23 protein-coding genes and 1 tRNA gene are annotated in these 25,061 nt (G+C 64.1%); 9 read left to right on the plus strand and 15 right to left on the minus strand.

Going from position 1 to position 25,061, the window contains the following annotated elements; genetic code table 11:
* Positions 1 to 40: 40 nt before the first annotated feature.
* The 4 genes from trpS to ILT44_RS10430 form a co-directional block, all read right to left on the minus strand.
* Positions 41 to 1,081, minus strand: coding sequence for a tryptophan--tRNA ligase (gene trpS / locus ILT44_RS10415; protein ID WP_204239505.1), 1,041 nt, complete (start codon positions 1,079 to 1,081; stop codon positions 41 to 43).
* Between the two features lie 169 nt (positions 1,082 to 1,250).
* Positions 1,251 to 2,774, minus strand: a complete 1,524-nt coding sequence (gene murJ / locus ILT44_RS10420) for a murein biosynthesis integral membrane protein MurJ (protein WP_204239506.1) — start codon at positions 2,772 to 2,774, stop codon at positions 1,251 to 1,253.
* Between the two features lie 199 nt (positions 2,775 to 2,973).
* On the minus strand, positions 2,974 to 3,600 hold the full coding sequence (locus tag ILT44_RS10425; protein WP_204239507.1) for a thioredoxin domain-containing protein: 627 nt from the start codon (positions 3,598 to 3,600) through the stop codon (positions 2,974 to 2,976).
* Between the two features lie 125 nt (positions 3,601 to 3,725).
* A complete protein-coding gene (locus ILT44_RS10430; RefSeq protein WP_204239508.1) occupies positions 3,726 to 6,365 on the minus strand; it encodes a GGDEF domain-containing phosphodiesterase in 2,640 nt (879 codons plus the stop codon).
* Positions 6,366 to 6,690: 325 nt separating this feature from the next.
* Between ILT44_RS10430 and ILT44_RS10435 the strand changes: the two genes are divergently transcribed.
* A complete protein-coding gene (locus tag ILT44_RS10435) occupies positions 6,691 to 7,281 on the plus strand; it encodes a hypothetical protein (protein WP_204239509.1) in 591 nt (196 codons plus the stop codon).
* 45 nt (positions 7,282 to 7,326) lie between these two features.
* On the opposite strand, the gene fabI is transcribed toward ILT44_RS10435, so the two are convergent.
* The 3 genes from fabI to fabA form a co-directional block, all read right to left on the minus strand.
* Positions 7,327 to 8,157, minus strand: a complete 831-nt coding sequence (fabI, locus tag ILT44_RS10440; RefSeq protein ID WP_307826417.1) for an enoyl-ACP reductase FabI — start codon at positions 8,155 to 8,157, stop codon at positions 7,327 to 7,329.
* A 157-nt stretch (positions 8,158 to 8,314) separates the two neighbouring features.
* Positions 8,315 to 9,538, minus strand: coding sequence for a beta-ketoacyl-ACP synthase I (fabB, locus tag ILT44_RS10445; protein WP_204239511.1), 1,224 nt, complete (start codon positions 9,536 to 9,538; stop codon positions 8,315 to 8,317).
* Positions 9,539 to 9,754: 216 nt separating this feature from the next.
* Positions 9,755 to 10,276: a 3-hydroxyacyl-[acyl-carrier-protein] dehydratase FabA gene (gene fabA / locus ILT44_RS10450; RefSeq protein WP_204239512.1), complete on the minus strand. Its 522-nt coding sequence runs from the start codon at positions 10,274 to 10,276 to the stop codon at positions 9,755 to 9,757.
* Between the two features lie 248 nt (positions 10,277 to 10,524).
* Between fabA and irrA the strand changes: the two genes are divergently transcribed.
* Together irrA and ILT44_RS10460 are read left to right on the plus strand one after the other, a co-directional pair.
* Positions 10,525 to 10,995 (plus strand): iron response transcriptional regulator IrrA, encoded by a 471-nt coding sequence (gene irrA, locus ILT44_RS10455; protein WP_204239513.1) that lies wholly within the window; start codon positions 10,525 to 10,527, stop codon positions 10,993 to 10,995.
* Between the two features lie 36 nt (positions 10,996 to 11,031).
* Positions 11,032 to 11,907 (plus strand): EamA family transporter, encoded by an 876-nt coding sequence (locus ILT44_RS10460; protein ID WP_204239514.1) that lies wholly within the window; start codon positions 11,032 to 11,034, stop codon positions 11,905 to 11,907.
* 15 nt (positions 11,908 to 11,922) lie between these two features.
* On the opposite strand, the gene ILT44_RS10465 is transcribed toward ILT44_RS10460, so the two are convergent.
* Entirely contained in the window at positions 11,923 to 12,069 is a 147-nt protein-coding gene (locus ILT44_RS10465; protein ID WP_204239515.1) for a DUF3096 domain-containing protein, read from the minus strand.
* Positions 12,070 to 12,142: 73 nt separating this feature from the next.
* A complete protein-coding gene (locus ILT44_RS10470) occupies positions 12,143 to 12,691 on the minus strand; it encodes an SH3 domain-containing protein (protein ID WP_204239516.1) in 549 nt (182 codons plus the stop codon).
* A 149-nt stretch (positions 12,692 to 12,840) separates the two neighbouring features.
* On the opposite strand from ILT44_RS10470, the gene ILT44_RS10475 reads away from it, so the two are divergent.
* From ILT44_RS10475 to ILT44_RS10490, 4 genes are all read left to right on the plus strand, one after another.
* Entirely contained in the window at positions 12,841 to 13,833 is a 993-nt protein-coding gene (locus ILT44_RS10475; RefSeq protein ID WP_204239517.1) for a 2-hydroxyacid dehydrogenase, read from the plus strand.
* Positions 13,834 to 13,981: 148 nt separating this feature from the next.
* Positions 13,982 to 14,359 (plus strand): response regulator transcription factor, encoded by a 378-nt coding sequence (locus tag ILT44_RS10480; protein WP_204239518.1) that lies wholly within the window; start codon positions 13,982 to 13,984, stop codon positions 14,357 to 14,359.
* Between the two features lie 197 nt (positions 14,360 to 14,556).
* On the plus strand, positions 14,557 to 15,276 hold the full coding sequence (locus ILT44_RS10485; protein ID WP_204239519.1) for a Crp/Fnr family transcriptional regulator: 720 nt from the start codon (positions 14,557 to 14,559) through the stop codon (positions 15,274 to 15,276).
* Between the two features lie 21 nt (positions 15,277 to 15,297).
* Positions 15,298 to 15,576 (plus strand): hypothetical protein, encoded by a 279-nt coding sequence (locus ILT44_RS10490; RefSeq protein WP_204239520.1) that lies wholly within the window; start codon positions 15,298 to 15,300, stop codon positions 15,574 to 15,576.
* On the opposite strand, the gene ILT44_RS10495 is transcribed toward ILT44_RS10490, so the two are convergent.
* Positions 15,577 to 16,836 carry a flavin monoamine oxidase family protein gene (locus ILT44_RS10495; RefSeq protein ID WP_204239521.1) on the minus strand — a complete coding sequence of 420 codons (1,260 nt, stop codon included), beginning with the start codon at positions 16,834 to 16,836 and terminating at the stop codon, positions 15,577 to 15,579.
* A gap of 167 nt (positions 16,837 to 17,003) precedes the next feature.
* Between ILT44_RS10495 and ILT44_RS10500 the strand changes: the two genes are divergently transcribed.
* Positions 17,004 to 17,735 carry a sulfate transporter family protein gene (locus tag ILT44_RS10500; RefSeq protein ID WP_204239522.1) on the plus strand — a complete coding sequence of 244 codons (732 nt, stop codon included), beginning with the start codon at positions 17,004 to 17,006 and terminating at the stop codon, positions 17,733 to 17,735.
* A gap of 19 nt (positions 17,736 to 17,754) precedes the next feature.
* On the opposite strand, the gene ILT44_RS10505 is transcribed toward ILT44_RS10500, so the two are convergent.
* A complete protein-coding gene (locus ILT44_RS10505; RefSeq protein WP_204239523.1) occupies positions 17,755 to 18,858 on the minus strand; it encodes a complex I NDUFA9 subunit family protein in 1,104 nt (367 codons plus the stop codon).
* Positions 18,859 to 19,172: 314 nt separating this feature from the next.
* Between ILT44_RS10505 and ILT44_RS10510 the strand changes: the two genes are divergently transcribed.
* Positions 19,173 to 19,257 (plus strand) — tRNA-Leu (locus ILT44_RS10510).
* 1,022 nt (positions 19,258 to 20,279) lie between these two features.
* Here ILT44_RS10510 and ILT44_RS10515 read toward each other — a convergent pair.
* The 4 genes from ILT44_RS10515 to ILT44_RS10530 form a co-directional block, all read right to left on the minus strand.
* A complete protein-coding gene (locus ILT44_RS10515) occupies positions 20,280 to 21,329 on the minus strand; it encodes a hypothetical protein (RefSeq protein ID WP_204239524.1) in 1,050 nt (349 codons plus the stop codon).
* Positions 21,304 to 22,677, minus strand: a complete 1,374-nt coding sequence (locus ILT44_RS10520; RefSeq protein WP_204239525.1) for an MBOAT family O-acyltransferase — start codon at positions 22,675 to 22,677, stop codon at positions 21,304 to 21,306. The genes ILT44_RS10515 and ILT44_RS10520 overlap by 26 nt, the downstream gene beginning before the upstream one ends.
* A 347-nt stretch (positions 22,678 to 23,024) precedes the next feature.
* Positions 23,025 to 23,903: a GntR family transcriptional regulator gene (locus ILT44_RS10525; RefSeq protein WP_204239526.1), complete on the minus strand. Its 879-nt coding sequence runs from the start codon at positions 23,901 to 23,903 to the stop codon at positions 23,025 to 23,027.
* A gap of 176 nt (positions 23,904 to 24,079) precedes the next feature.
* A complete protein-coding gene (locus ILT44_RS10530) occupies positions 24,080 to 25,045 on the minus strand; it encodes a Bug family tripartite tricarboxylate transporter substrate binding protein (RefSeq protein WP_204239527.1) in 966 nt (321 codons plus the stop codon).
* Positions 25,046 to 25,061: the final 16 nt, after the last annotated feature.

Raw genomic sequence — 25,061 nt, forward strand, 5'->3', positions numbered from 1 at the left:
CGCGGCGGAGAACCGGATTCACGTTCAAATCCCGACGTGCCTAACGGGACCGCAAGAATCCGACGATGTCCTTGACCGCATTCATGGTGACGGACGCGATGGCGCGGGCGCGGGCCGAGCCGTCCGCCAGCACCGCATCGATATGGCCGGGATCGGCCATGAGACGGCGCATCTCGTCGGCGACCGGCGAGAGCTTCGTCACCGCCACGTCGACCAGCGCCGCCTTGAAGCCGGAGAACTGCGCGCCGCCATGCTGGCGCAGCACCTCTTCCGGAGTGGTGTCCATGAGCGCCGCATAGATCGCCACGAGGTTCTCGGCTTCGGGGCGGGTCTTCAGACCCTCGACCTCGGAGGGCAGCGGCTCGGGATCGGTCTTCGCCTTGCGCACCTTCTGGGCGATGGTGTCGGCGTCGTCCGTCAGGTTGATGCGCGAATAATCGGACGGGTCCGACTTCGACATCTTCTTCGAGCCGTCGCGCAGCGACATGACGCGGGTGGCCGGACCCTGGATCATCGGCTCCGTGAGCGGGAAGAAGGCATCGCCGAAGCCGTGCGCCGCGATCGACTCGGACCAGTCGTTGTTGAACTTCTGGGCGATGTCGCGGGTCAGCTCAAGGTGCTGCTTCTGGTCCTCGCCCACCGGCACGTGGGTGGCGCGGTAGACCAGGATGTCGGCGGCCATCAGGTTCGGATAGGCATAGAGGCCGACCGAGGCGTTCTCCCGGTCCTTGCCGGCCTTGTCCTTGAACTGGGTCATGCGGTTGAGCCAGCCGAGGCGCGCGACGCAGTTGAACACCCAGGCGAGCTCCGCGTGCTGGGGCACCTGGGACTGGTTGAAGACGATGTGGCGCTTCGGATCGATGCCGGCTGCGAGGAACGCGGCGGTCACTTCCCGGATCTGCCGGGTCAGGTCGGTCGGGTTCTGCGGCAGGGTGATCGCATGCATGTCCACGACGCAGTAGATGCAGTCGTAGTTCTCCTGCATGGCCACGAAGCGCTTGATGGCGCCGAGATAATTCCCGAGATGAAGGTTTCCGGTGGGCTGAACGCCCGAGAACACCAGCTCCTTGAACTGCGCCATCGCCTTGAACTCCCACGCAGGGTGCATCGCGCGGACTTCGATGAGCCGCAGACCGCCCCAGACCCTTTTCCAAATGCATCGCCCGCAGCCGGCTTAATAAGCTCGCCTCGCGGGAAAACGCTACTCTGCGGCGGGGTTACGACAGGCCTGCGCCACCATGCAAGGGTTCTCACGATTTTTTCGTCAGAGCGGCCCAATCGTCGCGGGTGACGGCACCGGTCATCCATGCGGCAAGCGCATAAAGGGCAATGCCACAGAGGCAGAGAGCGGCCAAGGCGGGGGCTTGGACCTGTGGGAGTATGCGACCGGCCCCGAGGAGCCCTGAACTCATGGCGAGAACCGCCGCCGCAATCCGCAGGAGGCGGGCCTGAATCTGCCGGTCCGGCGCCCAGAGGCCGAATCGCTGCAGGCCCAGGATCACGGCTCCCGCATGGCCGAGGCATCCGAGGCTTAACCCCAGCGCGATGCCGGCCGGCCCGAGGGGCCAGGCGAGCAGGAGAGAGCCGGTCACCGTCACTGCAAGGCCGAAGCCGGCGGCGGCGAGCGCGGCCCTCAAGGAACCGCAGGCAAAAAGGGTCTGGCTCAGAACCTTCGCCACCGTCGCGAAAGGAAGACCCAGGCTCAGCGTCATGAGCACCAGGGCCGTGCCCTCCGCATCGGAGGATTCGAAGGCGCCGCGCTCGAACAGAACGGCACTGATCGGCCGGGCGAGGATGAGCAGGGCGGCGCTCGCCGGCAAGGTCAGCAGCAGCGCCACCTCCAAAGCCCGGTTCTGCGCCGACACGAGGGCCTGCCTATCGCCGGCCCAGTGACGCCGGGCGAGCTCGGGCAGGAGCAGGCCGGAGCTCAAGCCCGCCATCAGGCCCAGCGGCAGCTGCATCACCCGCTCGGCATAGTAGAGCCAGGAGACACCCGACGGCCAGAAGGACGCGATCTGGGTGGCTGCGAGAAAGAAGATCTGCACCGCGCCGCCGGCCGCCAGCACGGGAAGCCCGGCAACGAGCAGCCTCTTCAGCAGGGGCGACCAGCGGGGCCTGCGCAAGAGGACGAGGCCCGAGCCGCCTTGCAGGAGCGCTGCAGCCACGATGATGAGCTGGCTCAGGCCGGCGAGGCTCGACGCGGCGGCAAGCCATGCGGCCTTCTGCGCGAGGGCATGGCTGAACCCGAATTCGAGGACGACCAGCGCCAGGATCAATCCGCCGTTGACCGCCAGGGGCGCCAGGGCCGTCGCGGTGAAGCGCCCGCGCAGGTTCAGGATGGCGCCGCCGATGGAGGCAAGCGTCACGCACAGCACGACCGGGAAGGAGAGGCGGGTATAGAGCGCCACCAGCGCCAGCGTCTCCCCGTCGCCGTGAAGGCCCGGCGCGAGCAGCAGGGCGAGCAGACCCGCCCCGATCTCCACGAGGCCCGTGAGCGCCAAGAGCGCGAGGCCGAAGGCGCCGAGCACGTCGCCAGCCACGTCCGCCGCCTCATGGGGCTCCAGACGGCTCAGAGCGGGCACGAGCGCCGGGTTGAGCCCGCCCTCGGCGACGATCCGGCGCACGAGGTTCGGCAGGCGGAAGGCGGCGAGGAACGCATCCGCTACGGGACCCGCCCCCAGGGCCTGCGCGAACAGCACGTCGCGCGCGAAGCCGAGGATGCGCGAGGCGACGGAGCCGAGGCCGACCACAAGGGAGGAGCGGATGAGCGACATGCGCTTTGGGGCTTAGCGGGTCGCCATGAATGCCGCAACTTTTCGTACTCATTTGCGAGAAGAAGTGCCGCACCGTGTCATCCCCGGCGCACGAAGTGCGGGAAGGGGATCCACACACACGTTCAGTGCTCTGGATTCCCTTCCCCTTCGCTGCGCTCCGGCCGGGAATGACACCCAGGGCGTGATGCGGAAAGGTTGATCAGCCTCTCGCCTCGGCAATGGCCTCGCGCTTCTGGGCGAGATTCATGCCGCCGACATAGGATTGCGTGGCGACCAGGAAGGACGGCGTGGCGACGAAGCCCAGGGAATTGCCGAGGGTGAAGGCGTCCTTCATCCATTGCGTCGTGCGCTCGGCATCGGCGGCCTCTTCCAGGCGCCTGCGGTCGCCGCCGAGGCGCTGCGCCTCCGCCAGCACCCGCTCCCCGTCCACCGCGCCGCGGAGGCGGAAGAGGGCGAGGTGCAGGTCGAGATAGCGCTCGGGGCCTTGGAGCTGAAGATAGGCGAGCGCCGCCTTGTGGGCCGTCACGGAAGCGATGCCGAGCACCGCGAAATTCACCAGCACGTAGGAGAGATCGGGCTCGGCCTTCAGCAGGGCGGGCAGGTCCTGGGCCGAGCGTTTGCACCAGGGGCAATTGTAGTCGAAATACTCGATCATGATCACGTCGCCATGCGGGTGGCCGAGCCGCACGGCGGACGGCAGGGCGAGCGTGTCCTCCACCAATTCGATGGGGACGAGCTGCGGCTCCGGCGCGGATTGCGCGAAGGCGGGAAGACCGGTGCTCGAGACGGCAAGACCGGCGAGAAGGGTGCGGCGGGACAGGATCATGACAAGGCAACTCGACTGACGGGAAGCCTCTCGTGCCGTCCGATCGTGGCGACGGCAAGGCCAAGCTCGTGAGTGTCATAGCTTCGTGAAATCAAGTTTGGAAAAAGCGATGGTGTCAGGTCGCGCTACACCCCCTGCCATGATGCGATGAGGGACGGCACGTCGCCGGCCGGCATCGGGCGTCCGAAATGGTAGCCCTGCACCAGGTCGCAGCTCATGCGCTGCAGGAGAGAGGCCTGGAAGGCCGTCTCGACGCCCTCGGCCACGACCTCGATCCCGAGATTGTGCCCGAGGCCCAGCACGGCTTTCACGATAGCCGCATCACCTGCATCGGATTCCAGGCCGCTCACGAATGTTCGGTCGATCTTGATCGTATTCACCGGAAACCGCTTGAGATGGGACAGGGAGGCATAGCCCGTGCCGAAATCGTCCAGCGCGATGGTTATGCCCTCGGTGCTCAGGGTTCGCAGGGCCCGTTCCACGAGCTGGGTGCTGGATCCGAGGAAGACGCTCTCGGTCACCTCCACCTCGAGGCACCGGGCCGGCACGCCGGCGCGCCTCAGCTCCTCGAGCACGCGCTCCGCATAATCGCCGCGCCGGAACTCGGCGGCCGATGCATTGATGGCGACGCGCCCGATGGCCAGGCCCGCATCGAGCCAGCGGTGCATGTCGTTCATGACGCAGGAGCGCATGCGCTCGCCGATGGCGGTGCCGAGTTCCGTGTCGTTGAAGGCCGCGGCAATCTTTTCCGGCGACTGGATGCCGCCGCGGGGGTGCTGCCAGCGCAGGAGGGCCTCGAAGCCGCCGAGGGCGCCGGAGGCCAGCACCACCTTGGGCTGGTAGAACGGCATGATCCAGTCGGACGCGATCGCCTTGGCCGCCACCTCCAGGGCCGAGGCCGTCTTCTGGGCTTCCTGACGCAGGGCCGGGACGAACATCCTGAACGCGCCGCGACCGGACGACTTGCTGTGGTACAGGGCGAGATCCGCCTGCTTTTGAAGCTCCTCGGGGCTCGTCTCAGATCCGAGAGCGACCGCGCCCCCGATGCTGGTACGGCAGTCCAGCGTCTTGCCGCTGCGCTTCAGCGGTTCCTGCATCCGGCACAGGATGGCTCGGGCGGTTGCGGCAATGTCCTCCTCCCCGGTCACGCCGGGCAGGATCACGGCGAACTCGTCGCCCCCTAAGCGGGCCACGACGTCGGTGGGCCTCACCACGTCGCGCAGGCGCTGGGCGAACTCCCTCAGAAGATCGTCTCCGGCGTCGTGGCCGAACCGGTCGTTGATCTGCTTGAGGTGGTCGAGGTCCATGACCAGGAGGCCGATGGCGCACGAGGCGTCCAAAGCCTCGTCCAGAATTTGCTTGAGGCGTTCGCGAAAGAACCTCCGGTTGGCGAGGCCGGTCAGGTCGTCATGATAGGCCGCCCGATGCAGCTGCTCCTCGGCGAGCTTCCGGTCATGGATGTCCTCGACCGTCCCGTACCAGCGCATCACCGTGCCGTCCTCGGCGAAACGCGGAATCGCCCGGCTCCGGAACCAGCGGCAGGTTCCATCCGCAAGATACCCGCGGCATTCCACATCGAGCGGTTCGCGCGTGCGGACCGCCTCGATCCATTTCTGTCGAACCAGGGGCAGATCATCAGGGTGCACGACCTGAGCCCAGCCGGAGCCCACGGTATCGTCAGGCGGGATCCCTATCAGCTGATTCCAGCGTGTGGAGGTGCTGAGGATGTTGCCCTGACTGTCCGCCGTCCAGGGAATCTGAGGATTCAGCTCGACCGAATGGCGGTAATGCTCCTCGCTCTCGCGCAGGGCCGCCTCGGTCCGCTGGCGCTCAATGGCCAGAGCGGCCAGATGCGGCACGGCGTCGATACTGTCCATCTCGGCCTGCGTGGGGATTCGCGGCTCGGCATAGTAGAAGCCGAAGGTGCCGAGCACGTCGCCGGACCGCGATAGGATCGGCTTCGACCAGCAGGCCCGCAAGCCGTGCTGCAGGGCGAGGGCGCGCTTCGAAATCCAGAGCGGATCGTTTGCGATGTCCGATACAATCACGCTGCTGCGGCGATAGGCGGCCGTGCCGCATGACACGGCCGCCGGCCCGATCGGGAGGTCATCGATGGCCGCGTTGTAGGCGGGAGGAAGGTTGGGTGCCGCTCCGTGCCGGAGCAGCTGGCGCGATGGATCGAAGAGGAGGATCGAACAGCGCGCCCCGGTGAGCTGGTCCTCGGTCAGATGGCAGAGAGCCGTCAGGACCTCGTCGAGAGGGCGTCCGGCGGCGACCATTTCAAGTACCCGCGTATGGCCCTCATGGGTTAGTTCGGCGAGCTTGCGGTCATGGATGTCCTGGGTGGTGCCGTACCAGAGGATGACGGTGCCGCTCCCGTTGCGGCGTGCTCCGGCGCTGGAGCGGAACCAGCGGTAGTGGCCGTCGGCCGTCCTGATCCGGTATTCGCACTCGTAGGATGCGCCGGAGGCGAGGGTCTCCCGGCGGGCCTGCTTCAGGCGGGCGGCGTCGTCCGGATGCACGAACTGCATCCAGCCATATCCCAGCAGGTCTTCGAGAGGATGCCCGATCATCTCCGCCCAGCCGGGCCCGATATAGAGGATGTTGCCTTCCGTATCGGACACCCAGGGGATCTGGTGGCTCAGCTCGATGGCGTAACGGTATAGATTCTCTTTTTCAGAAAAAGCGCCGCCGAAAGCATCGAACGCCTTCTCGCGATAAGGTCTACCTCCCGGAAAAGGAGCTATGGGTTCTCTGCTCTGCATGTAACGGGCTGAAAAATTACCATCGAAGGAAGCGCAAAATCTTGGCTGACGCTGACCCTTCTGTCCATTGGGCCGAAAGATCTATCGGCTTTCAGAGCTGAGCTGAGTGGGGATTTGCCCCTTCCGTTACGGCTCGAAGAGAGCAGTTCGAGCCGGCATCGACGTCTCTCTGCATAGGGAGCCCCCTGTGCTTCAGGGGCTGAGGGAGAGGTCGTTAAGGATGTTCGCAGAATGGCCGGGCAGAGCCTGCGCGCCGCCGAATACAAAAAGGCTGGCCGCTGGTGCCGACTGGCCTTGAGGGTGCGCCCGTAGAGGTGAGGTCCTCGTGCTGGTCGTCCTCGCCTGTGAGGCCTGCGGTATCCTAGGCCTTTTGATAGGTGAACATGAGCTACGCATCGGCGATGTGCCGGCGCACATCCCTGCAAATGTTACGAAATATAATAAGGTGGTATCCTTAAGCTCTCAAGAGGAGGCTTCCTTGGGCAAAGCGGCAATTCTCCGGAATTTACTTTTCGCTTTTACTCTGATCGGCGCATCAAGGCTCGCATCGGCTGAGTCTCTCTCGCTCCTATCACAAGCAAAACCTGTATTTGAGCGGGCTGCGAAGTCAGCGATCGCAGAGATCAGGAAGAGCGGGATTGCCGGCCTCAATGCAGTCCTTCAAGACTGTTACGACCGTTCAATGATCAAGCAGGATTTAAGGGGCGTTCAGTATTGCTTCGCGATGCACATCGCGGCCATTCAATATGATATGGCCGTGATTGAATCATTGGGAGGTAAGGGATCATCCGAAGGAATGGATCTGGCCGATGCGTTTAACATGGCAGCTCCAACCCTTAGGCGTGCAGGATATGAGAGTGCTGGCGCAATCCAGTCCGTTCTTCAGGCTTGGATCGATTCCTTCATAAAGGAGTAAATCCGCCAATCAGGCGAGATCTAACTATTGCCTTGGACGGAGTTTCTAGCCTTCTTCCCCCGTCACGCCCGCGGCATCCTGGGCCTTGAGCACCTCGGGGCGCGGCATGGAGATGATGTTGTAGCCGGAATCCACGTAGTGGATCTCGCCGGTCACCCCGCTCGAGAGGTCAGAGAGCAGGTAGAGGGCCGAGCCGCCCACATCCTCGATGGTGATGTTGTGGCGCAGAGGCGAATGGGCCTTCTGGTAGGTGAACATGAGGCGCGCATCGGCGATGCCAGCGCCCGCAAGCGTCCGCACGGGGCCGGCCGAGATGGCGTTGCAGCGGATGCCGGCCGGGCCGAGATCGTTGGCGATGTAGCGCACGCTCGCCTCGAGCGCCGCCTTCGCCACGCCCATCACGTTGTAGTTCGGCATGACCCGGGTGGAGCCGCCATAGGTGAGCGTCAGGAGCGAGCCGCCCTTGCGCATGCGCTTGGCGGCGCGCTGGGCGATCTCCGTGAAGGAGAAGCAGGAGATCACCATGGTGCGGGAGAAATTCTCGCGGGTGGTGACGTCCACGTAAGGGCCCTTGAGCTGCGACTTGTCGGAGAAGCCGATGGCGTGGACCACGAAGTCCAGGCCGTCCCAGGTTCTGTCGAGGGTGTCGAACACCGCATCCAGCGAGGCGAGATCCTCCACGTCGCAGGGGATGACGAGGCTGGAGCCGAGCGACTGTGCCAAAGGCGTCACGCGCTTGCCGAGCGCCTCGCCCTGATAGGTGAAGGCGAGTTCCGCCCCATGCTGGGCCAGCGCCTTGGCGATTCCCCACGCGATGGAGTGGTCATTGGCGACGCCCATGATGAGGCCGCGCTTTCCTTGCATCAGACCGGTCACGTGGATCCCCCTCTGCATCGACTCCAAGGTGCGATGCCAATTGTTATGAAAGTGTGCATCGCGAGCCGGAATTATGGTGTGGTTAAGCCTGTCCGTGCGAAGCCCTCTGGAAAAACGGGGCATCGTACGGACCTGTCTCAGGTTAATGACGTCAGTCTTATCCGTTGTAGCGGCTGAAGACGAGTGTGGCATTCGTGCCGCCGAAGCCGAAGGAGTTCGACAGGACGGTGTCCATCCTGGCGTCGTCGATCCGCTTGCGCACGATGTTCATGTCGGCGAATTCCGGATCGAGCTCCTCGATATGGGCGCTCTCGCAGATGAAGCCGTTGTTCATCATCAGCAGCGAATAGATCGCCTCCTGCACGCCGGTCGCGCCGAGCGAGTGGCCGGTGAGGGATTTCGTCGCAGAGATCGGCGGGCACTTGTCGCCTGAGCCGAAGACCGTGCGGATCGCCTCGATCTCCTTCTGGTCGCCCACCGGGGTCGAGGTGGCGTGGGGATTGATGTAATCGACCGGATTGTGCACGTCCTTGAGGGCCATGCGCATGCAGCGGATGGCGCCCTCGCCCGAGGGGGCCACCATGTCGTAGCCGTCCGAGGTCATGCCGTAGCCGACGATCTCGCCGTAAATGCGCGCGCCGCGGGCTTTTGCATGCTCCAGCTCCTCCAGCACCAGCACGCCCGCGCCGCCGGCGATGACGAAGCCGTCGCGGTTGACGTCATAGGCGCGGGAGGCGCGTGCCGGGGTGTCGTTGTACTTGGTGGACATGGCGCCCATGGCGTCGAAGAGGTTGGACATGGTCCAGTCCAGATCCTCGCAGCCGCCGGCGAACATCACGTCCTGCTTGCCGTACTGGATCATCTCGTAGGCATTGCCGACGCAGTGATTCGAGGTCGCGCAGGCCGACGAGATGGAATAGTTCACGCCCTTGATCTTGAACCAGGTGGCGAGCGTCGCGGAAGCCGTGGAGGACATGGCCTTGGGCACCGCGAAGGGGCCGATGCGCTTGGGCCCCTTCTCGCGGGTGATGTCGGCCGCTTCCATGATGATGCGGGTCGAGGGACCGCCCGAGCCCATGATGATGCCCGTGCGCTCGTTGGAGACGTCGCTCTCCTCGAGGCCGGCATCCCGGATCGCCTGGTCCATGGCCACGTGGTTCCAGGCCGTTCCCCGGGCGTGGAAGCGCATGGCGCGCCGGTCGACGATCTCCTCCGGGTTCAGGCTCGGGGCGCCGTGCACCTGGCAGCGGAAGCCGTATTTCGCGTAATCCTCGGCCTTGCTGATGCCGGATCTCGCTTCACGCAAAGAGGCCAGCACCTCCTGCGTGTTGTTGCCGATGGACGACACGATGCCCATTCCGGTGACGACGACGCGCCTCATAGCCTACCTCTTCAAAGGACCTTCACTGCCGGCCTGTCCCGGAGACGTAAGGCCGACCCTGCTCAATCTCAACCGTGAGCCCGCGATTGATTGACGGCACGATGCGAAAACCCGAGGCTCCTGCTGCCGAGCAGTGAGGCCGGTTTTCCGAAAAGATCGCGCTTTGTCAACATGATGTGGGTACAGTGTCAGTTAGGACCGGCACTGTGCCGAATTCTAGCCGCCGACCGGAGCGTCGGCCTGGAACAGCCCGACCCGCATGTCCTTGGCCTCGTAGATCCGGCGCCCGTCGGCCTCGAGCCAGCCGTCCGCGATGCCGAGCACCAGCTTCGAGCGGAAGACACGCTTGAGATCGACGCCGTAGACCACCTTCTTGACGTTGGGCAGCACTTGGTCGGAGAATTTCACCTCGCCGACGCCGAGCGCCCGGCCGCGGCCCGGGGAACCGCCCCAGCCGAGGAAGAAGCCCGTCATCTGCCAGAGCGCGTCGAGCCCGAGGCAGCCCGGCATCACCGGATCGCCCTTGAAGTGGCAGGGGAAGAACCAGAGGTCCGGCCGCACGTCGAGCTCGGCCACCACATGGCCCTTGCCGTAGGCGCCGCCATCCTCGCCGATGGAGGTGATGCGGTCGAACATCAGCATGGGCGGCAGCGGCAACTGGGCGTTGCCGGGGCCGAACAATTCTCCGCGCCCGCAGGCAAGGAGCTCTTCATAATTAAAGCTGGACTGGCGGGCCATGCCGGATGCCGATCCTTTCCCTAGGGTCTCAAATGGGCCTCAAGAAAGCCTCGGGGCCATGGTGCGGCTCTGGTAGCACAGGCTTGGCCGTCCATCAAAGGGACCTGAGCCGGGATTCTTCGATCCCTGAGGATCCTTAAGAACCCTGTCGTTCCAAAAGCCGACCTTGGGCTAGCCTTGCGGCAACCCTCTCGCTTTCTTATTATCGTGATGTTAGAAGCGCGCATTCGTCCATTCAGTTCCGTGACATGACCGATCCTTTGTCCGCCTATATCGAGTCCACCGCCGCTCCGGCTCATCGGAAGGGCTGCCCCGTGTCCGAGCTGCGGGACAAGCTGCGCCGCGTGGGCCTGCGCCCGACTCGGCAGCGGGTGTCCTTAGGCTGGCTCCTGTTCGGCAAGGGTGACCGTCATATCACGGCCGAACTGCTCTTCGACGAGGCGACCCGCGCCCGCGTGCCGGTGTCTCTGGCAACCGTCTACAACACCCTGCACCAATTTACGGAAGCCGGCCTCCTGCGCCAGCTCGCGGTGGACGGGGCCAAGGCCTATTTCGACACCAACCCGACCGAGCACCACCATTTCTTCCTGGAGGAAGAGGGCGAACTCGTCGATATGCCCTCCTCAGGCCTGAGCGTCGCCGACCTGCCCCAGCCTCCCGAAGGCATGGAAGTGGCGGGTGTCGAGGTGATCGTGCGCCTGCGCCGCAAGGGCGCCTAAACCCATCCCTTCAAGCGGCATCCCGGTTTTTGATAGATGCCGCTCAGCCACAGCCTCTTTGCTCTTCTCGTCACGGCCATCTGGGGCCTGAGCTTCGTCGTCATCAAGCTCGGGGTCGGCACCACGCCACCCCTGCTGCTGGCCGCCCTGCGCTTTCTCTTCGCGGCGGTTCCGGCCGTCTTCTTCGTCCAGCGCCCGAAGACCGATTGGAAGAACGTCGTGGCCTACGGCCTCTTCCTCGGCGTCGCCCAGTTCGGGCTGCTTTTCGCCGCCGTCGCCATCGGCATGCCGGCAAGCCTCGCCTCCGTGGTCATGCAGGCGCAGGTGTTCTTCACGATCCTCTTCGCGGCGCTCTTCATGGGCGAGCGCCCCTGGCCGCATCAGATCGCCGGCGGCCTCGTCGCCGCTTTCGGCCTCGTCCTGATCGCCTGGCCGCGCATGACCGGCGGGGGAGCCGGGCCGTTCCTCATGACGGTGATCGCCGCAGCCTCCTGGGGCGTGGCGAACATCGTCTCCAAGCGGGCCGGCCGGGTCGACATGCTGGGCTTCATCGTCTGGTCGAGCCTAGTTGCGTCGCTGCCGCTGCTTGGCCTGTCCCTGTGGCTCGACGGTCCCGCCCAGGTGATTGCCGCCCTGACCCGGATCGATGGCGGGACTCTCGCGGCGGTGGCCTATCTCGCCTATCCGACCACGATCTTCGCCTTCGGGATCTGGGCCTATCTGCTCTCCCGCCACCCGGCGGCCACGGTGACGCCCTTCGCCCTCTTCGTGCCCGTCGCCGGCATCCTGGGCTCGGTCCTCATCCTCGGCGAAGCCGTGCACCCGATCGAGGCCGTCGGCGGTGCCGTGATCGTTCTCGGTCTCGCCTTCAACGTCTTCGGCCAGCGACTCATGGGGCACCGGGCGGCTTAGCACAGGCCGTGGTTCTCAGCGGATGAAGCCGTAGCCCACGAGGCCGTAGACGATTAGGAAGATCGCCACGAAAATGTTCAGAAAACGGGGAACGACCAGGGAGGCGACGCCCAGGGCGATGCCTAAGATCGGGAGCAGCTTGAAGCTCAAATTCAAGGACATGGGGAAGGCTTTTTGCGGAACGGGTTACGGTGTTGCCTTCTAACCCTGCAATTCTTGAGAAATCGGTAAAAGCCTACTCGACCGTCTCGTTGGGATAGACGCCCCACAGCTTCTCCTGCTGGATGTAGCCGTCCACGTCGCGGGCGCCGTCCATCGCGATCATCACCCGGCACCACTTGCCGTCGCAGCCTTTGACGTTCGTGATCACGCCCGGCTGGAGATGGGCCAGCACGCCGCCCTTCTCATCCGCTTTGTCGAGGAGGTTGATCGGGGGCTGCTTGCCCTTGGCCCAGGGCATGACCAGGGCCGTCCGACGTCCCGACAGAAGGGAATGGAGAACCCAGCCTTCGGTGCCCTCCGAATCGCGGATGCGGCGCCAGGTCTCGTATTCGGCGATGATCTCGACGGGAAGTCCCGCGCGCTGGAAGACCCAGGCCGTGCGATGATCCTTGGACGGGCCCTCGCGCAGGTTGACCCGGTCCGTCTTGAGGCTGACATAGCGCGGGACGGGCAAGCCGGTGCCAAGGCGTCCGCCGGGAAGCTGCTGGGCCTGGGCCGATCCGGCACTCAGGCCGACAACGGCAAGGGCAAGGACGATCTTGCGCATGGTTCCCCCGATCATGGCTTTGTCTTGGATGGCGGCTCTGGTAGAGAAGCTTGACGGATACCGCACTGTGGCGGGTCGTCACCTTTGATCGCCGAAGCAGGGTTAAGAGAGCGTGAAACTCTTTGCACTTCGCGGCTTTTTCTGTGCTGGGGACGTTTGAGCCGATGAAAAAGAGACCCGTGGTCGTTGTCACCCGCCGCCTGCCCGACGTGATCGAGACGCGCCTGCGCGAATTGTTCGACACGCGCCTCAACCTCGAGGACAGGCCTCTCTCCGCGGAGGAGCTCACCGAGGCGGTCAGGACGGCTGACGTTCTGGTTCCCACCATTACCGACGAGATCACCGCGGCGATCGTCGAGCAGGCCGGGCCCAACCTGAAGCTCATCGCCAATTTCGGCAACGGCGTCGACAACATCGACGTCTCGGCCGCAGTGGGGAAGGGCATTACCGTCACCAACACGCCCGGCGTCCTCACCGAGGACACGGCGGACATGACCATGGCGCTGATCCTGGCGGTGTCCCGCCGCCTCCCGGAGGGCGCGCGCGTGATCCCGGACGGGAATTGGACCGGCTGGTCGCCCACCTGGATGCTGGGGCGGCGCATCACGGGAAAACGCCTGGGCATCGTCGGCATGGGCCGCATCGGCCAGGCGCTCGCCCGGCGCGCCAAGGCCTTCGGCCTGTCGATTCACTACCACAACCGCCGCCACGTCCCGCCGAAGATCGAGGCGGAGCTCGAGGCGACCTACTGGGAATCCCTCGACCAGATGCTGGCGCGCATGGACATCGTCTCCGTGAACTGCCCGCACACGCCGGCGACCTATCACCTTTTGTCCGCGCGGCGGCTCAAGCTCATGAAGCCCGATGCGATCCTGGTGAACACCGCTCGCGGCGAGATCATCGACGAGGGCGCGCTGACCAAGCTCATCGAGGCCGGCGCCATTGCCGGCGCGGGCCTCGACGTGTTCGAGGAGGAGCCCGCCGTCAATCCGCGCCTCGTGCGGCTCGCCAAGCAGGGCAAGGTGGTGCTGCTGCCCCATATGGGCTCGGCCACCCATGAGGGGCGCGTCGCCATGGGCGAGAAGGTGATCGTCAACATCCGGGCCTTCGTGGATGGCCACAAACCCCCGGACCGCGTGCTGCCCAGCATGCTCTGAGCCGTCGATGACGGCGATGACTGTTCTGCGGATCCTGTTCCCGCAGCCTTGTCGGCCCTTGCCGTTGCGTCTTAATAACATATGTTAATCACAACGAATCGCGTGGGATCAACCCTGCTCAACCCTGTGTCGCGAGAAAGCTTGTTCGATGAACGGCCATTCCACGTCTCTGCGACCCGTCGTGCTCCTCGTCGAGGACGAGCTTTTTGTCCGCATGGCGACGGCCGATGCCCTCATGGATGCGGGCTTCGATGTGATCGAGACCGCCCATGCGGATGCTGCGCGGGAGATCCTCCTCCATCGCGCCGACATCCAGGTTCTGTTCACCGACGTAAAGATGCCCGGTTCCATGGACGGGCTTGAACTCGCAGCTTTCGTTCGCCGCCGATGGCCTCACATCCTGGTCGTGATCACGTCCGGCCACCTGGAGCCGGAGAGTCGCCATCTGCCCGAAAACACCGCATTCATCGCCAAGCCCTATCATGAAAAGGTCCCGGCAGCGGTGATCCAGTCCCTGCTGTCCTGACGCCGACACAGCGAGGCTTCGCTCCTTCAGGCCACGCCCGAACGATGGGATCGCAGCCTAGCATCCTCACCCGGCTGTGAAGATGTGGGCTGCGGCGTTGTGCAACCAAAATCCATCTTGAGCATAAACATATGTGAGTGCGGCTAAGAACGGAGTTTGGCCAGAACAGGGCTATTCCTACCCCAGCAATGACCCGTATGACCAACCCTCTGATCCTAAAGCTCGAACAGCGCGACCAGCTCTCCGATGCCGAGAAGAGAGCACTGGAAAATGCTGTTTCGCGCGTGAGGATCGTCGAAGCCGATGAGGATATCGTGCGGGAGGGCGACCGCCCGAGCGAGAGTTCACTGCTTCTGGACGGCTTTGCCGTCCGCTACAAGATCGTGTCGAACGGGCGGCGGCAGATCTCCGCCATTCATGTTCCCGGTGACTTCATCGACCTGCACAGTTTCCTGCTGAAAACGATGGATCACGGCGTTCTGGCGCTGACCACCTGCCGCATCGCTCTCGTTCCGCATACGACGTTGGAAAAGATCACCGACGAGTTCCCTCATCTCACCCGGATGCTCTGGCTCAACACGCTGATCGACGGCGCTATCCACCGGGAATGGCTCACCGCCATGGGGCGCCTCTCGGCAACCGCCCACATGGCGCATCTCATCTGCGAGCTGTATCTGCGCCTGAAAATGGTCGGTCGAGCCGAAGGCGATACGGTCCAGCTTCCCATCACCCAGGCCGAGCTCGGCGACACGCTCGGCCTTTCGACCGTTCACGTGAACCGGGTGCTGCAGGAACTGCGCAAGGAAGGCCTGATCCGGTTCCAGGGCGAGGCGTTGACCATTCTCGACTGGGAACGCCTGAAGAAGGTGGGTGAATTTACCTCCACCTATCTCAGCCTCCAGAACGAGGATCGGTGATCCCAGGATTCGTAACACGTCATGCGTGAGATCACCCTGCAACCCATTTCAGTGATGACCGACGGCGGCGGCTCCGATGGACACATGATCCTCGCCGACGGACTTCTGGTAGCCATTCTGTCCCGCGTCACGGAGGAGCAAACCCTCGGCGGGCAGGCGCAGGTCGAGGGATGGTTTCTGGAAGCGGGCTTCGGCCCCTGCGGGGTCCTGATGAGCGTCACCCCGCCTGTCTTCGCCGATGTCGACGAGGCCGTGGTCTGGGTGCGTGCGAGGCTGGAAGCCGGGTTTTCTCCATCCTGATCATCCCAGCCGCCCGATGATCTCCCCGGCGGCGCGCTCGCCCTCCTCCCAGGCGCCGCCTGCCGTGCCCCATTGCGCGCGCGACAGCGCCTCGCCCGCAAACCAGATCCGCTCGCCGACCGGAGCCTTCAGGATATCGCGGATGGTAGAGAGCCCCGGCGGCACCACCGCCCAGGATGCCCGCGACCAAGGGTCGTTGCGCCATGTGGTGCTGTGCATAGCGGTGAGATGGCGGATGGCCTTGTGGCCGAAATGCTCCGCCAGCACCGCGCGTGCGAAGCGGGAGGGCGCATGCTCATCCCGTCTGTCGAAGCCGGTGGCGGTGGGCTGGTCGAGCTCAAAGAAATGAAACGGGGTGCCGTCGATGCAGGTGAGGAGCCCCGGCGGCGAACGATGCGTGCCCGTGAGGCTTGCGAGCCGGTCCGCGCCGCGAAACGGCGAGTCCGGCCAATGCAGCACCACGTGCTCGTACACGCCCTGCGTAAAGCCGTGGATGGCCTCATGGACGGCGTTCGGCAAGGCGGGAGCGAAGCGGATCATGCCCTGCTGCAGCACGGCCATGGGCGTGGTCACGATGACGGCCTTCGCATGAAGCGTTCCGGCGGCGCTCTCGACCCACACGCCCTGGCCCGACCAGTCGATGGATTGGACGGCGGTGCCGAGCCGGATCGGCAGGTCTCTCGCCAAGCGGCTCACATAAGCGCCGAGGCCGCCGGCCATGAAAAGGTTGTCCGCATATTCCATGCTCGGGAAATCGTGCAGGCTCACCTCGTCGAGGGGGCGGCCCGAGACGAGCCCGTGGATGGCGGCGACCCGCTGTCCCTGAGGTCCCATGGGCGGCAGGACCCTGGCCGCCGGCTGGTCCTCATGGGCTTTCGCTCCTTGAGTCATCGCCCGGTCGGCCATGGCGAAGGCGCGGTCCAGCGCCGCCCTCTCGGCCCGGCTGCCCGGCCGGTCGCGCACGAAAAAATGTCCGTCGACGGGGGCACGGCGCAGGGGCTCACGCCGCTCACGACCCAGTTTCACCAGCGGGTTGATCGGACCCGCGTGCAGCCAGTGGGCGCCGAGATCGAGCGGATGCCCCCTGAAGCGCCGCGTGAGCGCCCGCCCGCCGATGCGATCCCGCGCCTCCAGCACGGCGACCGCCAGTCCCGCCGCCAGCAGACGCCGCGCCGCGGCGATCCCCGCGCTTCCCGCTCCGACGATCACCACATCGGGGTTCGCGCCAAGGCTGTTCGACGATCCGGCTTCCAACAACACAGGCTTCTCCACCCCTCGCTTTGCAGCAGCTTCGTTCATAAGTAAGCTTCGCACCTCACATCAAGCGTGGCCCTAGCGCATCGTGCGGACCTCCGGTTCCGCTCCACACGATGCGTACGGCACGAAGAGAAGGCTGGGGCTAAGCCCCTCAAGGAGACGAACGACAGATGCTGATCCAATCGGTTTTCGCGGCGGCCCGCGAGGTGTTCTCGCCCGCGCTGCGGCGCATCCTCTGGAAATCGATTGGGCTGACGCTGGCGCTGTTGTTCATTGTCGGTTTCGGTCTCGTTCGACTCGTGAAGTATTTTATTGAAAACCACTCCGTCAGCGCCGATTACCCGATCCTCGACAGCATTGCCCTGTTCCTGACGGGAGCCGGCATCATCTTCGGCCTCTTCTATCTTCTGCCTGCGGTCTCGGCCATCGTGGCAGGTTATTTCCTCGACGATGTCGCCGATGTGGTGGAGCGCCAGGACTATCCGGCCGATACCCGGGGGCAGGCTCTGCCTTTCGGCAGATCCATTCTCTACGGTCTTCGGTTTGCCGGTTTATCGCTTCTGGTCAATCTTGCCGCCCTGTTCCTGCTCTTCATCCCCGGAATCAATATCGGGGCGTTCTTCATCGCCAACGCCTATCTGCTCGGGCGCGAATATTTCGAACTTGCGGCGGGTCGTTTCTGGTCGGCGGAAGAGGTGGCGCGGCTGCGCACCGAGAATCGGGGCACGGTGCTCGCCGCCGGCGCCGTTCTGGCAGGTCTGGTTCTGGTGCCGGTGGTGAACCTCATCACACCGATCTTCGGCGCGGTAATGATGGTTCACCTGCACAAGAAGCTCACGCACGGTCCGGCGAAGTGGACGCCGGTTCGCCGAGAAGACAACGCGTCTATCGAGAAATATTGAGGGGTTGCTTTCCAACCCTTCAGTGGCTCGCCGATGGGCCGATGGCCGGGCCGGGGGCCCGCTCCGGGTGGAAGTCGGACGCAGGCCCTCCTGAGCGGGGCGCCAGCAGATCCGGATTCGTCTGCGTCGCGTTGCGCTTGAGGTCGAACTGGCCGGTTTTGCGGAAGCGCACCAGATAGCTCGGCACGATGGCCTCAATGGTGGTGGGCGTGATACCCAGACCCTCGATCGTGCGGCCTTCGCGGATGGCGTTCTCGGATACGACGTTGTCGCTCTCGAGCAGGATTGCCTGGTCGCGGGTGGTGACGAGCTCGTTCGGGATCAGGCCGAGCGTCAGCATGTCCAGGAAGCCCATGACACTGCCCATCGCCCGGGCCATGTTGTTCGGCATCGGAACGATGACGCGCTTGCGCTCCGTGACCTCGAAGACGAACTCCATCATCTGGCGGAGCGTACGAATCTCGGGGCCGCCGAGCTCGTAGACCCGTCCGGTCGGCACCTTGCCGTCCACCGCCGCCACAATGGCCGCGGCCACATCACCGGCATAGATCGGCTGGAAGCGGGTGTCGGCGCCCGGCAGAGGCTGCACGGGGAGCATGCGGGCGAGGGTTGCGAAGCGGTTGAAAGAACTGTCGCCCGGGCCGAACATGAGGGAAGGGCGTAGAATCACCGCGTCGGGCCGCACCTGCAGCAGGGCGGCCTCACCCTCGGCCTTGGAGCGGGCATAGGCCGATTCGGAATCGGGATCGGCGCCGATGGCCGAGACATGGGTGATGGAAACCGCCTTCTTGGCGGCTTCCGCGATCAGGGCGGGCGCCTTGGCCTGTATCGTATCGAAGCGCTGGCGGCTGCTCTCCTGCAGGATGCCGACCAGGTTGATCACATGATCGGCGCGGGCCACCGCATGGGCCACCGAGTCGGGATGGCGAAGGTTGGCGTGGATCGGGTGGATCTGCCCCACCTTCCCGAGAGGAAGGAAATTCGCCATGTTCGGCTGCCGGGTAGGCACGAGCACCCGGTAGCCGCGCTGGGCGAGAAGGCTCACCACATAGCGGCCCAGAAAGCCCGATCCGCCGAAGACGGTGACGATTTGCTGCTCAGGCGTGCGAAGGGCACCGATCATGAAACTCTCCTGCCCGGATAAGGACTTGGTCCAGAGCTTGGGTGTGAATTTTCGAATGTCTCTATAGCATCGGACCCGAAAGTGAAATCCACTTTCGGGCTCCATCTGATGCTCTCACTTGATGCGGCACATATCGTTCTTTAGGAAAGCCGGGGTCATCTTTTACTGGCGTAGCCCTTTCGGGTCCGCACGATGTGCCGGCCAAACGCCGCTCCCTGTGAAGAGGGGCAGGCCGAAGAAAGCGCATCGGTCGCATTTTCGGCGATTGACGTCCCGCCCGAAGCACCGTAAACGAAGCCTCGCCGAACAGGCAGGCCCAGGTGGCGGAATTGGTAGACGCACTGCTTTCAGGTAGCAGCGGGTAACACCGTGGAGGTTCGAGTCCTCTCCTGGGCACCAACATCTCGCTAAGGTGTTGATCCGCAAAGAAATCCCATAAAATCATATGGCTTATCGTTTGCCGACTGGTACGGGCGGGGGGTACATATGGTTCTTGCGATGAGTCGCCCCTGGAAGCATCCTGAGACAGGTCCCTACCATTTCCGGAAGTCGGTTCCTGACGATCTGCGCTTGGAAAGCGGGAAGAGAAGCGTTCCCTTCGGACCGAGAATCCTGCGATCGTTAAGCAGCGCCACGCCGATAAGCAGCGCCACGCCGAGGCGGCAGCCGAGATTGAACGAGCCTGGAGAATCCATCGCGCTAAACCTGAGCCTCTAACTCAACTTGAGATCATCGCATTGGCCGGCTTAATCCATGACGAGTGGGTGAGCGGAAAGCTAAGAGAAGAGCCCGGCACTCCAAGTTCATGGGAGCAGGTGCTTCGGCTTAACCGGCAGGCTCGGGAGGCAGGCAAACTGGAGCAGTGAGGGGGTCCCGTCGTGGATGAGCTTCTTGTCAGGCGGGTCTTCGGACCGATGCCCATAGCCGTGACCGCTTGATTGATGCCCTTGAGAAGGCCTTTACCCAAACGGTGGAGCAGCTGAAACGCAATGCGGAAGGCGACTATAGTCCGGATCCGAGAGCTACGGAGCCTACGGACGCTACATCCTGGTCGAGGAGACTACGGATACCTTCGATAGGGTCTCCGCTGAGAGCAAGCGGCCGCGCGACGTGCGGTGAGGTTGTGCTGTCCGGCAGGATTCCAGAATGGCTTTCAGAGCCAGCGAATGTCGGTTCTTGAGCGCTGAAGCAGACCACGCGCATACTTCTCGGAAATGACAGAGGGTGACGCTTAGGATCCGGCATGGTGACCAGTTGCGGAGAATCCTGTCCATGCTTGTCCGTTTGATGCTTGGGCGCTCGACTGTTAGCCTGCGGATTGCTCCACTCGTGGACGGTCCTGATATCGATGCCGACCAGAGATTGCACCATCTTGCCGGCGATGCAGGACGAGCTTGAGCCGAACCCGAAGGTGAGAAGCGTTAGTGAAGCCGCCGCAGCGTTGCGGCAATGTCCGCCTCCATCGCTTGTGCGATGGGCTGCCGGTAGTGGATCTTGTCGAAGAACCATGCGGGATTCCTGATCTCAGGACGGTCGGTCCGCCAATCGACCAGCGCTGTGCGGGCATGGCCCCTTTGCGCCGCCCCCGCGATCGCAACCTTGCAGGCCTGCAGGCGAAAGGCCTGCTCTGTCCCCTCGGGCGGCAGCCAATTCTTGTACAATGGGGGCACGACCAGAATAAGAGCTGCATCCTCCGGGAGAGAGGCGGCGACAATTCCGATCCGATCGGCGGCGGGGAAGTTCCGCATCCCCGCCAGAGGATCCCGGTCGTGACGCGGGGCATTCGCATAGGGCTTGGCCGCAAGCTCCTGGCGGTGGGCTGCAGCCATCTTGTCACCCCGCTGCGTGTATTCGGCATCGTAATCCCAGTAGCCGTCTGGTCGGGAGCGCTCGGCATTCATCCCCAGCAGATAGGCCAAGCGCGGAGGTACCTCCTCCAGAACCTCCCAGCGCAACAGCCCGCGGGCATACGCGAGCGGGCTGGCCTCATAGAGCCAGAAGGGAAAGGGCCTCTCGTTCGCCAAAGCGGGATCGGATGTGCACCACGTCTCATCGATGCTCACCAGCAGCGCCTTCGCTGGCTCCCTCCGATGGCTCAGGAACCAGTCGATCAGGGCGAGTTGCTCCTTGGGGCCCGAGCCCGGAACCGACATCTGGACGAAATCCAAACCGGTCGCTTTCTTCAGCCGCTCGGGCGAGATGAGCTGGATTCTGGAATTTCCCACGATCATGGCCTTGAAGGCGGGATCCCGTCCGCGGCTGGCATTTCCCGTCGCCGGGGCCAAGGCACGCACGCCTGCATGGGAGAAGAAGGGCGACCGGCCGGTGTCATAGGGCTCGATCAGATAGATGCCCGCCAGCATAATAGCGAGAACGATCACTGCTGCTGCCACGAGCATGACCGCGAAACGCCGCCAGAGCGCGTCGTCTTGCCGGGCGGCGGCCTCAGAACTGGAAATAGATGAATTCATAATTCGCATCATCGCCGATCTTGAACAGCACAACCACGAGGAGGATCGCGAAGCCGATGGCGATCCAGCGGCGCGGCGGAAGCCGGTGCACGAAGGTCCAGGCCGTGGGGCCGAGCACGGCGACCAGCGCCGCGATCAGGATCGTGCGCCACTTGATCGACGGATCCGCGCCACCGAGGCCGACCAAGCCCTCGTAAACCCGCAGCGCCGCCTCAAAGCTCGTGGCGCGGAAGAGCACCCAGGTGAGCATCACGAACAGCAGGGTCAGGGCCCAGCCCGCCGGGCGCGGCATGGAGAGCCCCGCCCGTCTCCAGAGGAGGCCGGCTCCGAGCACAAGACCGTGGGCGGCACCCCAGGCCACGAAAGTCAGCCCCGCGCCATGCCAAAGGCCGCCTAGGGTCATGGTGGCGAACAAGGCCCCCAGCTGGATCGCCAAGCCTTTCCGATTGCCGCCCATGGCGATGTAGAGGTAGTCGCGCAGGAAGCGCGACAGGGTCATGTGCCAGCGCCTCCAGAAATCCTGCAGCGACACCGAACGGTAAGGCGCATCGAAGTTCTGCGGCAGGACGATGCCGAAGAGCAATGCGAGGCCGAGCGCCATGTCCGTGTAGCCCGAGAAGTCGAAATAGATCTGGAAGGTGAAACCGAGCATCGCCTGCCAGGCCTCGCCCAACGCGATGGCTTTTCCTGCGGCAGCAGCCTGAAAGATCGGATTGACGTATTCGGAAAGGGGATCGCCGAGCAGGGCCTTCTTCGCCAGGCCGCAGACCAGCAGCATGAGACCCCGCGTGAAGCGCTCGACGGCGTCAGGCTTCCGATAAGGCCGCTCCTCGAACTGGTGCATGATCTCGCTCCAGCGCACGAGAGGCCCTGCGAGAACCTGCGGAAAGAAGGCGATGTAGAGGCCGTAGCGGACGGGATCGTAAAGGGGCGCTTTGCCCTTCTTCAGATCCGTCAGGTACATGATGTGATGAAACGTGAAGAACGAGATGCCGAGCGGCAGCGCAATCTCGAAGTGGCGCGTCGGCAACCCCGGGATGTAGGCAGCGAGATCGGCGAAGAAGTTGAAGTACTTGAAGATCGCGAGGACGAGCAGGTTGGCGGCGATTGACAGGGAGATCAGAATGGAGAGCCCCGAGCGCACGAAGGCGTTCGCGACGAGCCAGTTGAGTGCCATGGAGCCGACCAGCAGCGGCATGAACCGCCAGTCCCAATAGCCGTAGAAGATCAGCGACAGCCCCAAGAGCACAGCCAGCCGCCATTTGGGCCAAAACCGCTCCACGGCCCAATGGGCCAGCAGTGCGGCAGGCAGGAAGGCGAACAGGAAGATGAACGAGTTGAAGAGCATCCCTGCTGAAGCATCGTTGGATGGTGCGGAACGCTCTGTTCCGCACCTTGAGAGCGCGTCCTTGTGCGGGAATGCAGGCCCAGCGTCAACTTTCGATGATGGAAGTTACTGAGGGCTGACCGGATGCGTGTCACACCGCCGCGGCCTGTGCGCGGCTCATTCGAGCCTGCAGGATCAAAAACTTAGGCCTCAGAGATACCTGTCCTCTTCTGGGCACCAATCTTCTCTTAAGGGTTCAATGCTTGATATCCCGCCTATTCATAGGCTCGTAGATCCAGTCTGATACAGACGAGTCCATTGACGGCTTCTCGATTGGATCTCTTCCGCCGTCCTGTCCAGAGAGGGCATCAGCGCTCCAGAATGGGCCTGATCTCCTGAAAACTCTCGATCGTGTGCTCCAAGTGGCGGCGTAGCGCCTGCGAGGCCTCAGCGTTTTTTCCGCGTTCCAGGAGCTCGAGGATCTGCAGGTGTTCCTCGCATTGCCGGCGGTAGCGCTTGCGGTCGATCATCGAGCGGTACGAGAGCAGGCGGCGAACACGGTTGATACGCCGGACGGCATCGAGAAAGAACGGATTGCCGGACGCGCCGATGATCGCCTCATGAAACCGCACGCCGCGTTCATGGAGCGCATCGGCGCTGTCGGTCTCGATGGCGCCTCCGAGAAGCCGGAGCTCGGCCTCGCGACAGCGGGCGGCTACTTCGGGATTGAGATGGTATGTCGGCTCCAGCAGAGCGGCGGGTTCGAGGGCGAGGCGCACGCGATAGGTCTGCTCCAGGCATTCGGGCGTCGTGAGCATGGGTGAGAAGGACCAGCCGTAGCCGGGGCGGCGCTCGGCCCAGCCTTCCTGGGCGATCCGGCCCAGCACCGCGTTCAGCTGCGCCTTCGTGACGCGATAGGTTTCCTTGAGGTAGGCCTCGGAGGCCGGATCCGGGAGGCGCCCATGCAGATGGTCCTCGGCCATTCTGAAATAGATCTGGGAGGTCTCGTCCCGCCTGTCCAAGCCAAGGGCTTCCGCCGATGCCTGCCTGGCATCCGACACGAAGTAGCCCCTGTTGCGCTCATGGATGAGAACACCCTTCAGGGCGAGCAATTGCAGAGCCTGGCCGATGGGAAACCGGGAGACGCTGAACCGCTGCGCCAGTTCCTGCGCCGTTACATGCGTCCCGGCAGCCAGTCCGGATCCGCGGATGTGGTCGAGGATCTGCGCGGCCAGCCCTTCGGTCATTTCCCGTTTGCTGCCTATGGCGCGCTCACTGACTGAGGAACTCATTAAAACCCTGACCCTGTCCTTGGAAACCGCCCGTCTTCGCATCGGCGATTCCTGTCAGGTATAGCACCACATTCCTGGCTCCGCAGGAGCCCGGACGGAAGAGGGCGGATCCCTCTCCCGTCCGATCCTTGTCAGGACTTCACGAGGCCGACCGACTTCAGCACGTCGCCGACGCGCACCTGCTCTTCCTTGAGGAAGGCCGTGAAGGGCTCTCCGGCAAGATAGAAGTCCTCCCAGCCGCGCTGCTTCAGAAGCTCGGCCCATTCCTTGGACTTCACCAGCTTATCGACCGTCTCGGTCAGGGCTTTCTTCTGGTCGGCCGTGATGTCGGGGCCTGCCATGATGGCGCGCCAGTTCACGACCTCCACATCCATGCCCTGCTCCTTGAGGGTCGGAACGTCAGCATTGGCAAGCCGCTTGCCGGACGAGATGGCGAGTGCCCGCAGCTTGCCGGCCTTGATCTGGCTCTCGAACTCGCCGTAGCCGGAGATGCCGGCCGTCACGCGCCCGCCGAGCATGGCCGCCAGAGCCTCGCCGCCGCCCGAGAAGGCGATGTAGTTGACCTTCGATGGATCGGAGCCTGCCGCCTTGGCGAACAGGGCTGCCAGGATGTGATCCGCGCCGCCTGCCGAGCCGCCGGCCCAGGTCACCTTCGCCGGATCGGCCTTGACCGCGTCGGTCAATTCCTTGACCGATTTGATCGGCGAATTCGCCGGCACCACGATCACGAGCGGATCGCCGGTGAGGCGCGCAATTGGTGTCACCTGATCGAGAGTCACCGGCGCCTTGTTGGTGAGGATCGCGCCCACCATGGTGATGCCGTTGACCATGAGCTGGCTCGGGTCGCCCTTCGCCTGGTTGACGAACTGCGCCAAGCCCACGGTGCCGCCGGCGCCGGTGACGTTGATCACCTGGACGCTCTTGGCGAGCCCCGTCTGGGTGAGCACCTGCTGGATTGAGCGCGCAGCCGAGTCCCAGCCGCCGCCGGGCCCGGCTGGGGCCATGATCTTGAGTTCCTGCTGCGCGAAGGCCGACGACGCGACGAGCGTCATAGCGGCGACGGCGACGCCGCGGATTGTCTTGGTGAAGTGGCTCACGAGTTCCTCCCTTGGG

This window comes from Microvirga arvi (genome assembly GCF_016892765.1).
GTDB classification, from domain to species: domain Bacteria; phylum Pseudomonadota; class Alphaproteobacteria; order Rhizobiales; family Beijerinckiaceae; genus Microvirga; species Microvirga arvi.

What these genes read in the sequence shown, in the direction of transcription:
- trpS (WP_204239505.1), bottom strand. Translation starts at nt 1,081, where the DNA reads ATGGCGCAGTTCAAGGAGCTGGTGTTCTCGGGCGTTCAGCCCACCGGA.
- murJ (WP_204239506.1), bottom strand. Translation starts at nt 2,774, where the DNA reads ATGTCGCTCATCCGCTCCTCCCTTGTGGTCGGCCTCGGCTCCGTCGCC.
- ILT44_RS10425 (WP_204239507.1), bottom strand. Translation starts at nt 3,600, where the DNA reads ATGATCCTGTCCCGCCGCACCCTTCTCGCCGGTCTTGCCGTCTCGAGC.
- ILT44_RS10430 (WP_204239508.1), bottom strand. Translation starts at nt 6,365, where the DNA reads ATGCAGAGCAGAGAACCCATAGCTCCTTTTCCGGGAGGTAGACCTTAT.
- fabB (WP_204239511.1), bottom strand. Translation starts at nt 9,538, where the DNA reads ATGAGGCGCGTCGTCGTCACCGGAATGGGCATCGTGTCGTCCATCGGC.
- fabA (WP_204239512.1), bottom strand. Translation starts at nt 10,276, where the DNA reads ATGGCCCGCCAGTCCAGCTTTAATTATGAAGAGCTCCTTGCCTGCGGG.
- irrA (WP_204239513.1), top strand. Translation starts at nt 10,525, where the DNA reads ATGACCGATCCTTTGTCCGCCTATATCGAGTCCACCGCCGCTCCGGCT.
- ILT44_RS10460 (WP_204239514.1), top strand. Translation starts at nt 11,032, where the DNA reads ATGCCGCTCAGCCACAGCCTCTTTGCTCTTCTCGTCACGGCCATCTGG.
- ILT44_RS10465 (WP_204239515.1), bottom strand. Translation starts at nt 12,069, where the DNA reads ATGTCCTTGAATTTGAGCTTCAAGCTGCTCCCGATCTTAGGCATCGCC.
- ILT44_RS10470 (WP_204239516.1), bottom strand. Translation starts at nt 12,691, where the DNA reads ATGATCGGGGGAACCATGCGCAAGATCGTCCTTGCCCTTGCCGTTGTC.
- ILT44_RS10475 (WP_204239517.1), top strand. Translation starts at nt 12,841, where the DNA reads ATGAAAAAGAGACCCGTGGTCGTTGTCACCCGCCGCCTGCCCGACGTG.
- ILT44_RS10480 (WP_204239518.1), top strand. Translation starts at nt 13,982, where the DNA reads ATGAACGGCCATTCCACGTCTCTGCGACCCGTCGTGCTCCTCGTCGAG.
- ILT44_RS10485 (WP_204239519.1), top strand. Translation starts at nt 14,557, where the DNA reads ATGACCAACCCTCTGATCCTAAAGCTCGAACAGCGCGACCAGCTCTCC.
- ILT44_RS10490 (WP_204239520.1), top strand. Translation starts at nt 15,298, where the DNA reads ATGCGTGAGATCACCCTGCAACCCATTTCAGTGATGACCGACGGCGGC.
- ILT44_RS10500 (WP_204239522.1), top strand. Translation starts at nt 17,004, where the DNA reads ATGCTGATCCAATCGGTTTTCGCGGCGGCCCGCGAGGTGTTCTCGCCC.
- ILT44_RS10505 (WP_204239523.1), bottom strand. Translation starts at nt 18,858, where the DNA reads ATGATCGGTGCCCTTCGCACGCCTGAGCAGCAAATCGTCACCGTCTTC.
- ILT44_RS10515 (WP_204239524.1), bottom strand. Translation starts at nt 21,329, where the DNA reads ATGAATTCATCTATTTCCAGTTCTGAGGCCGCCGCCCGGCAAGACGAC.
- ILT44_RS10520 (WP_204239525.1), bottom strand. Translation starts at nt 22,677, where the DNA reads ATGCTCTTCAACTCGTTCATCTTCCTGTTCGCCTTCCTGCCTGCCGCA.
- ILT44_RS10525 (WP_204239526.1), bottom strand. Translation starts at nt 23,903, where the DNA reads ATGACCGAAGGGCTGGCCGCGCAGATCCTCGACCACATCCGCGGATCC.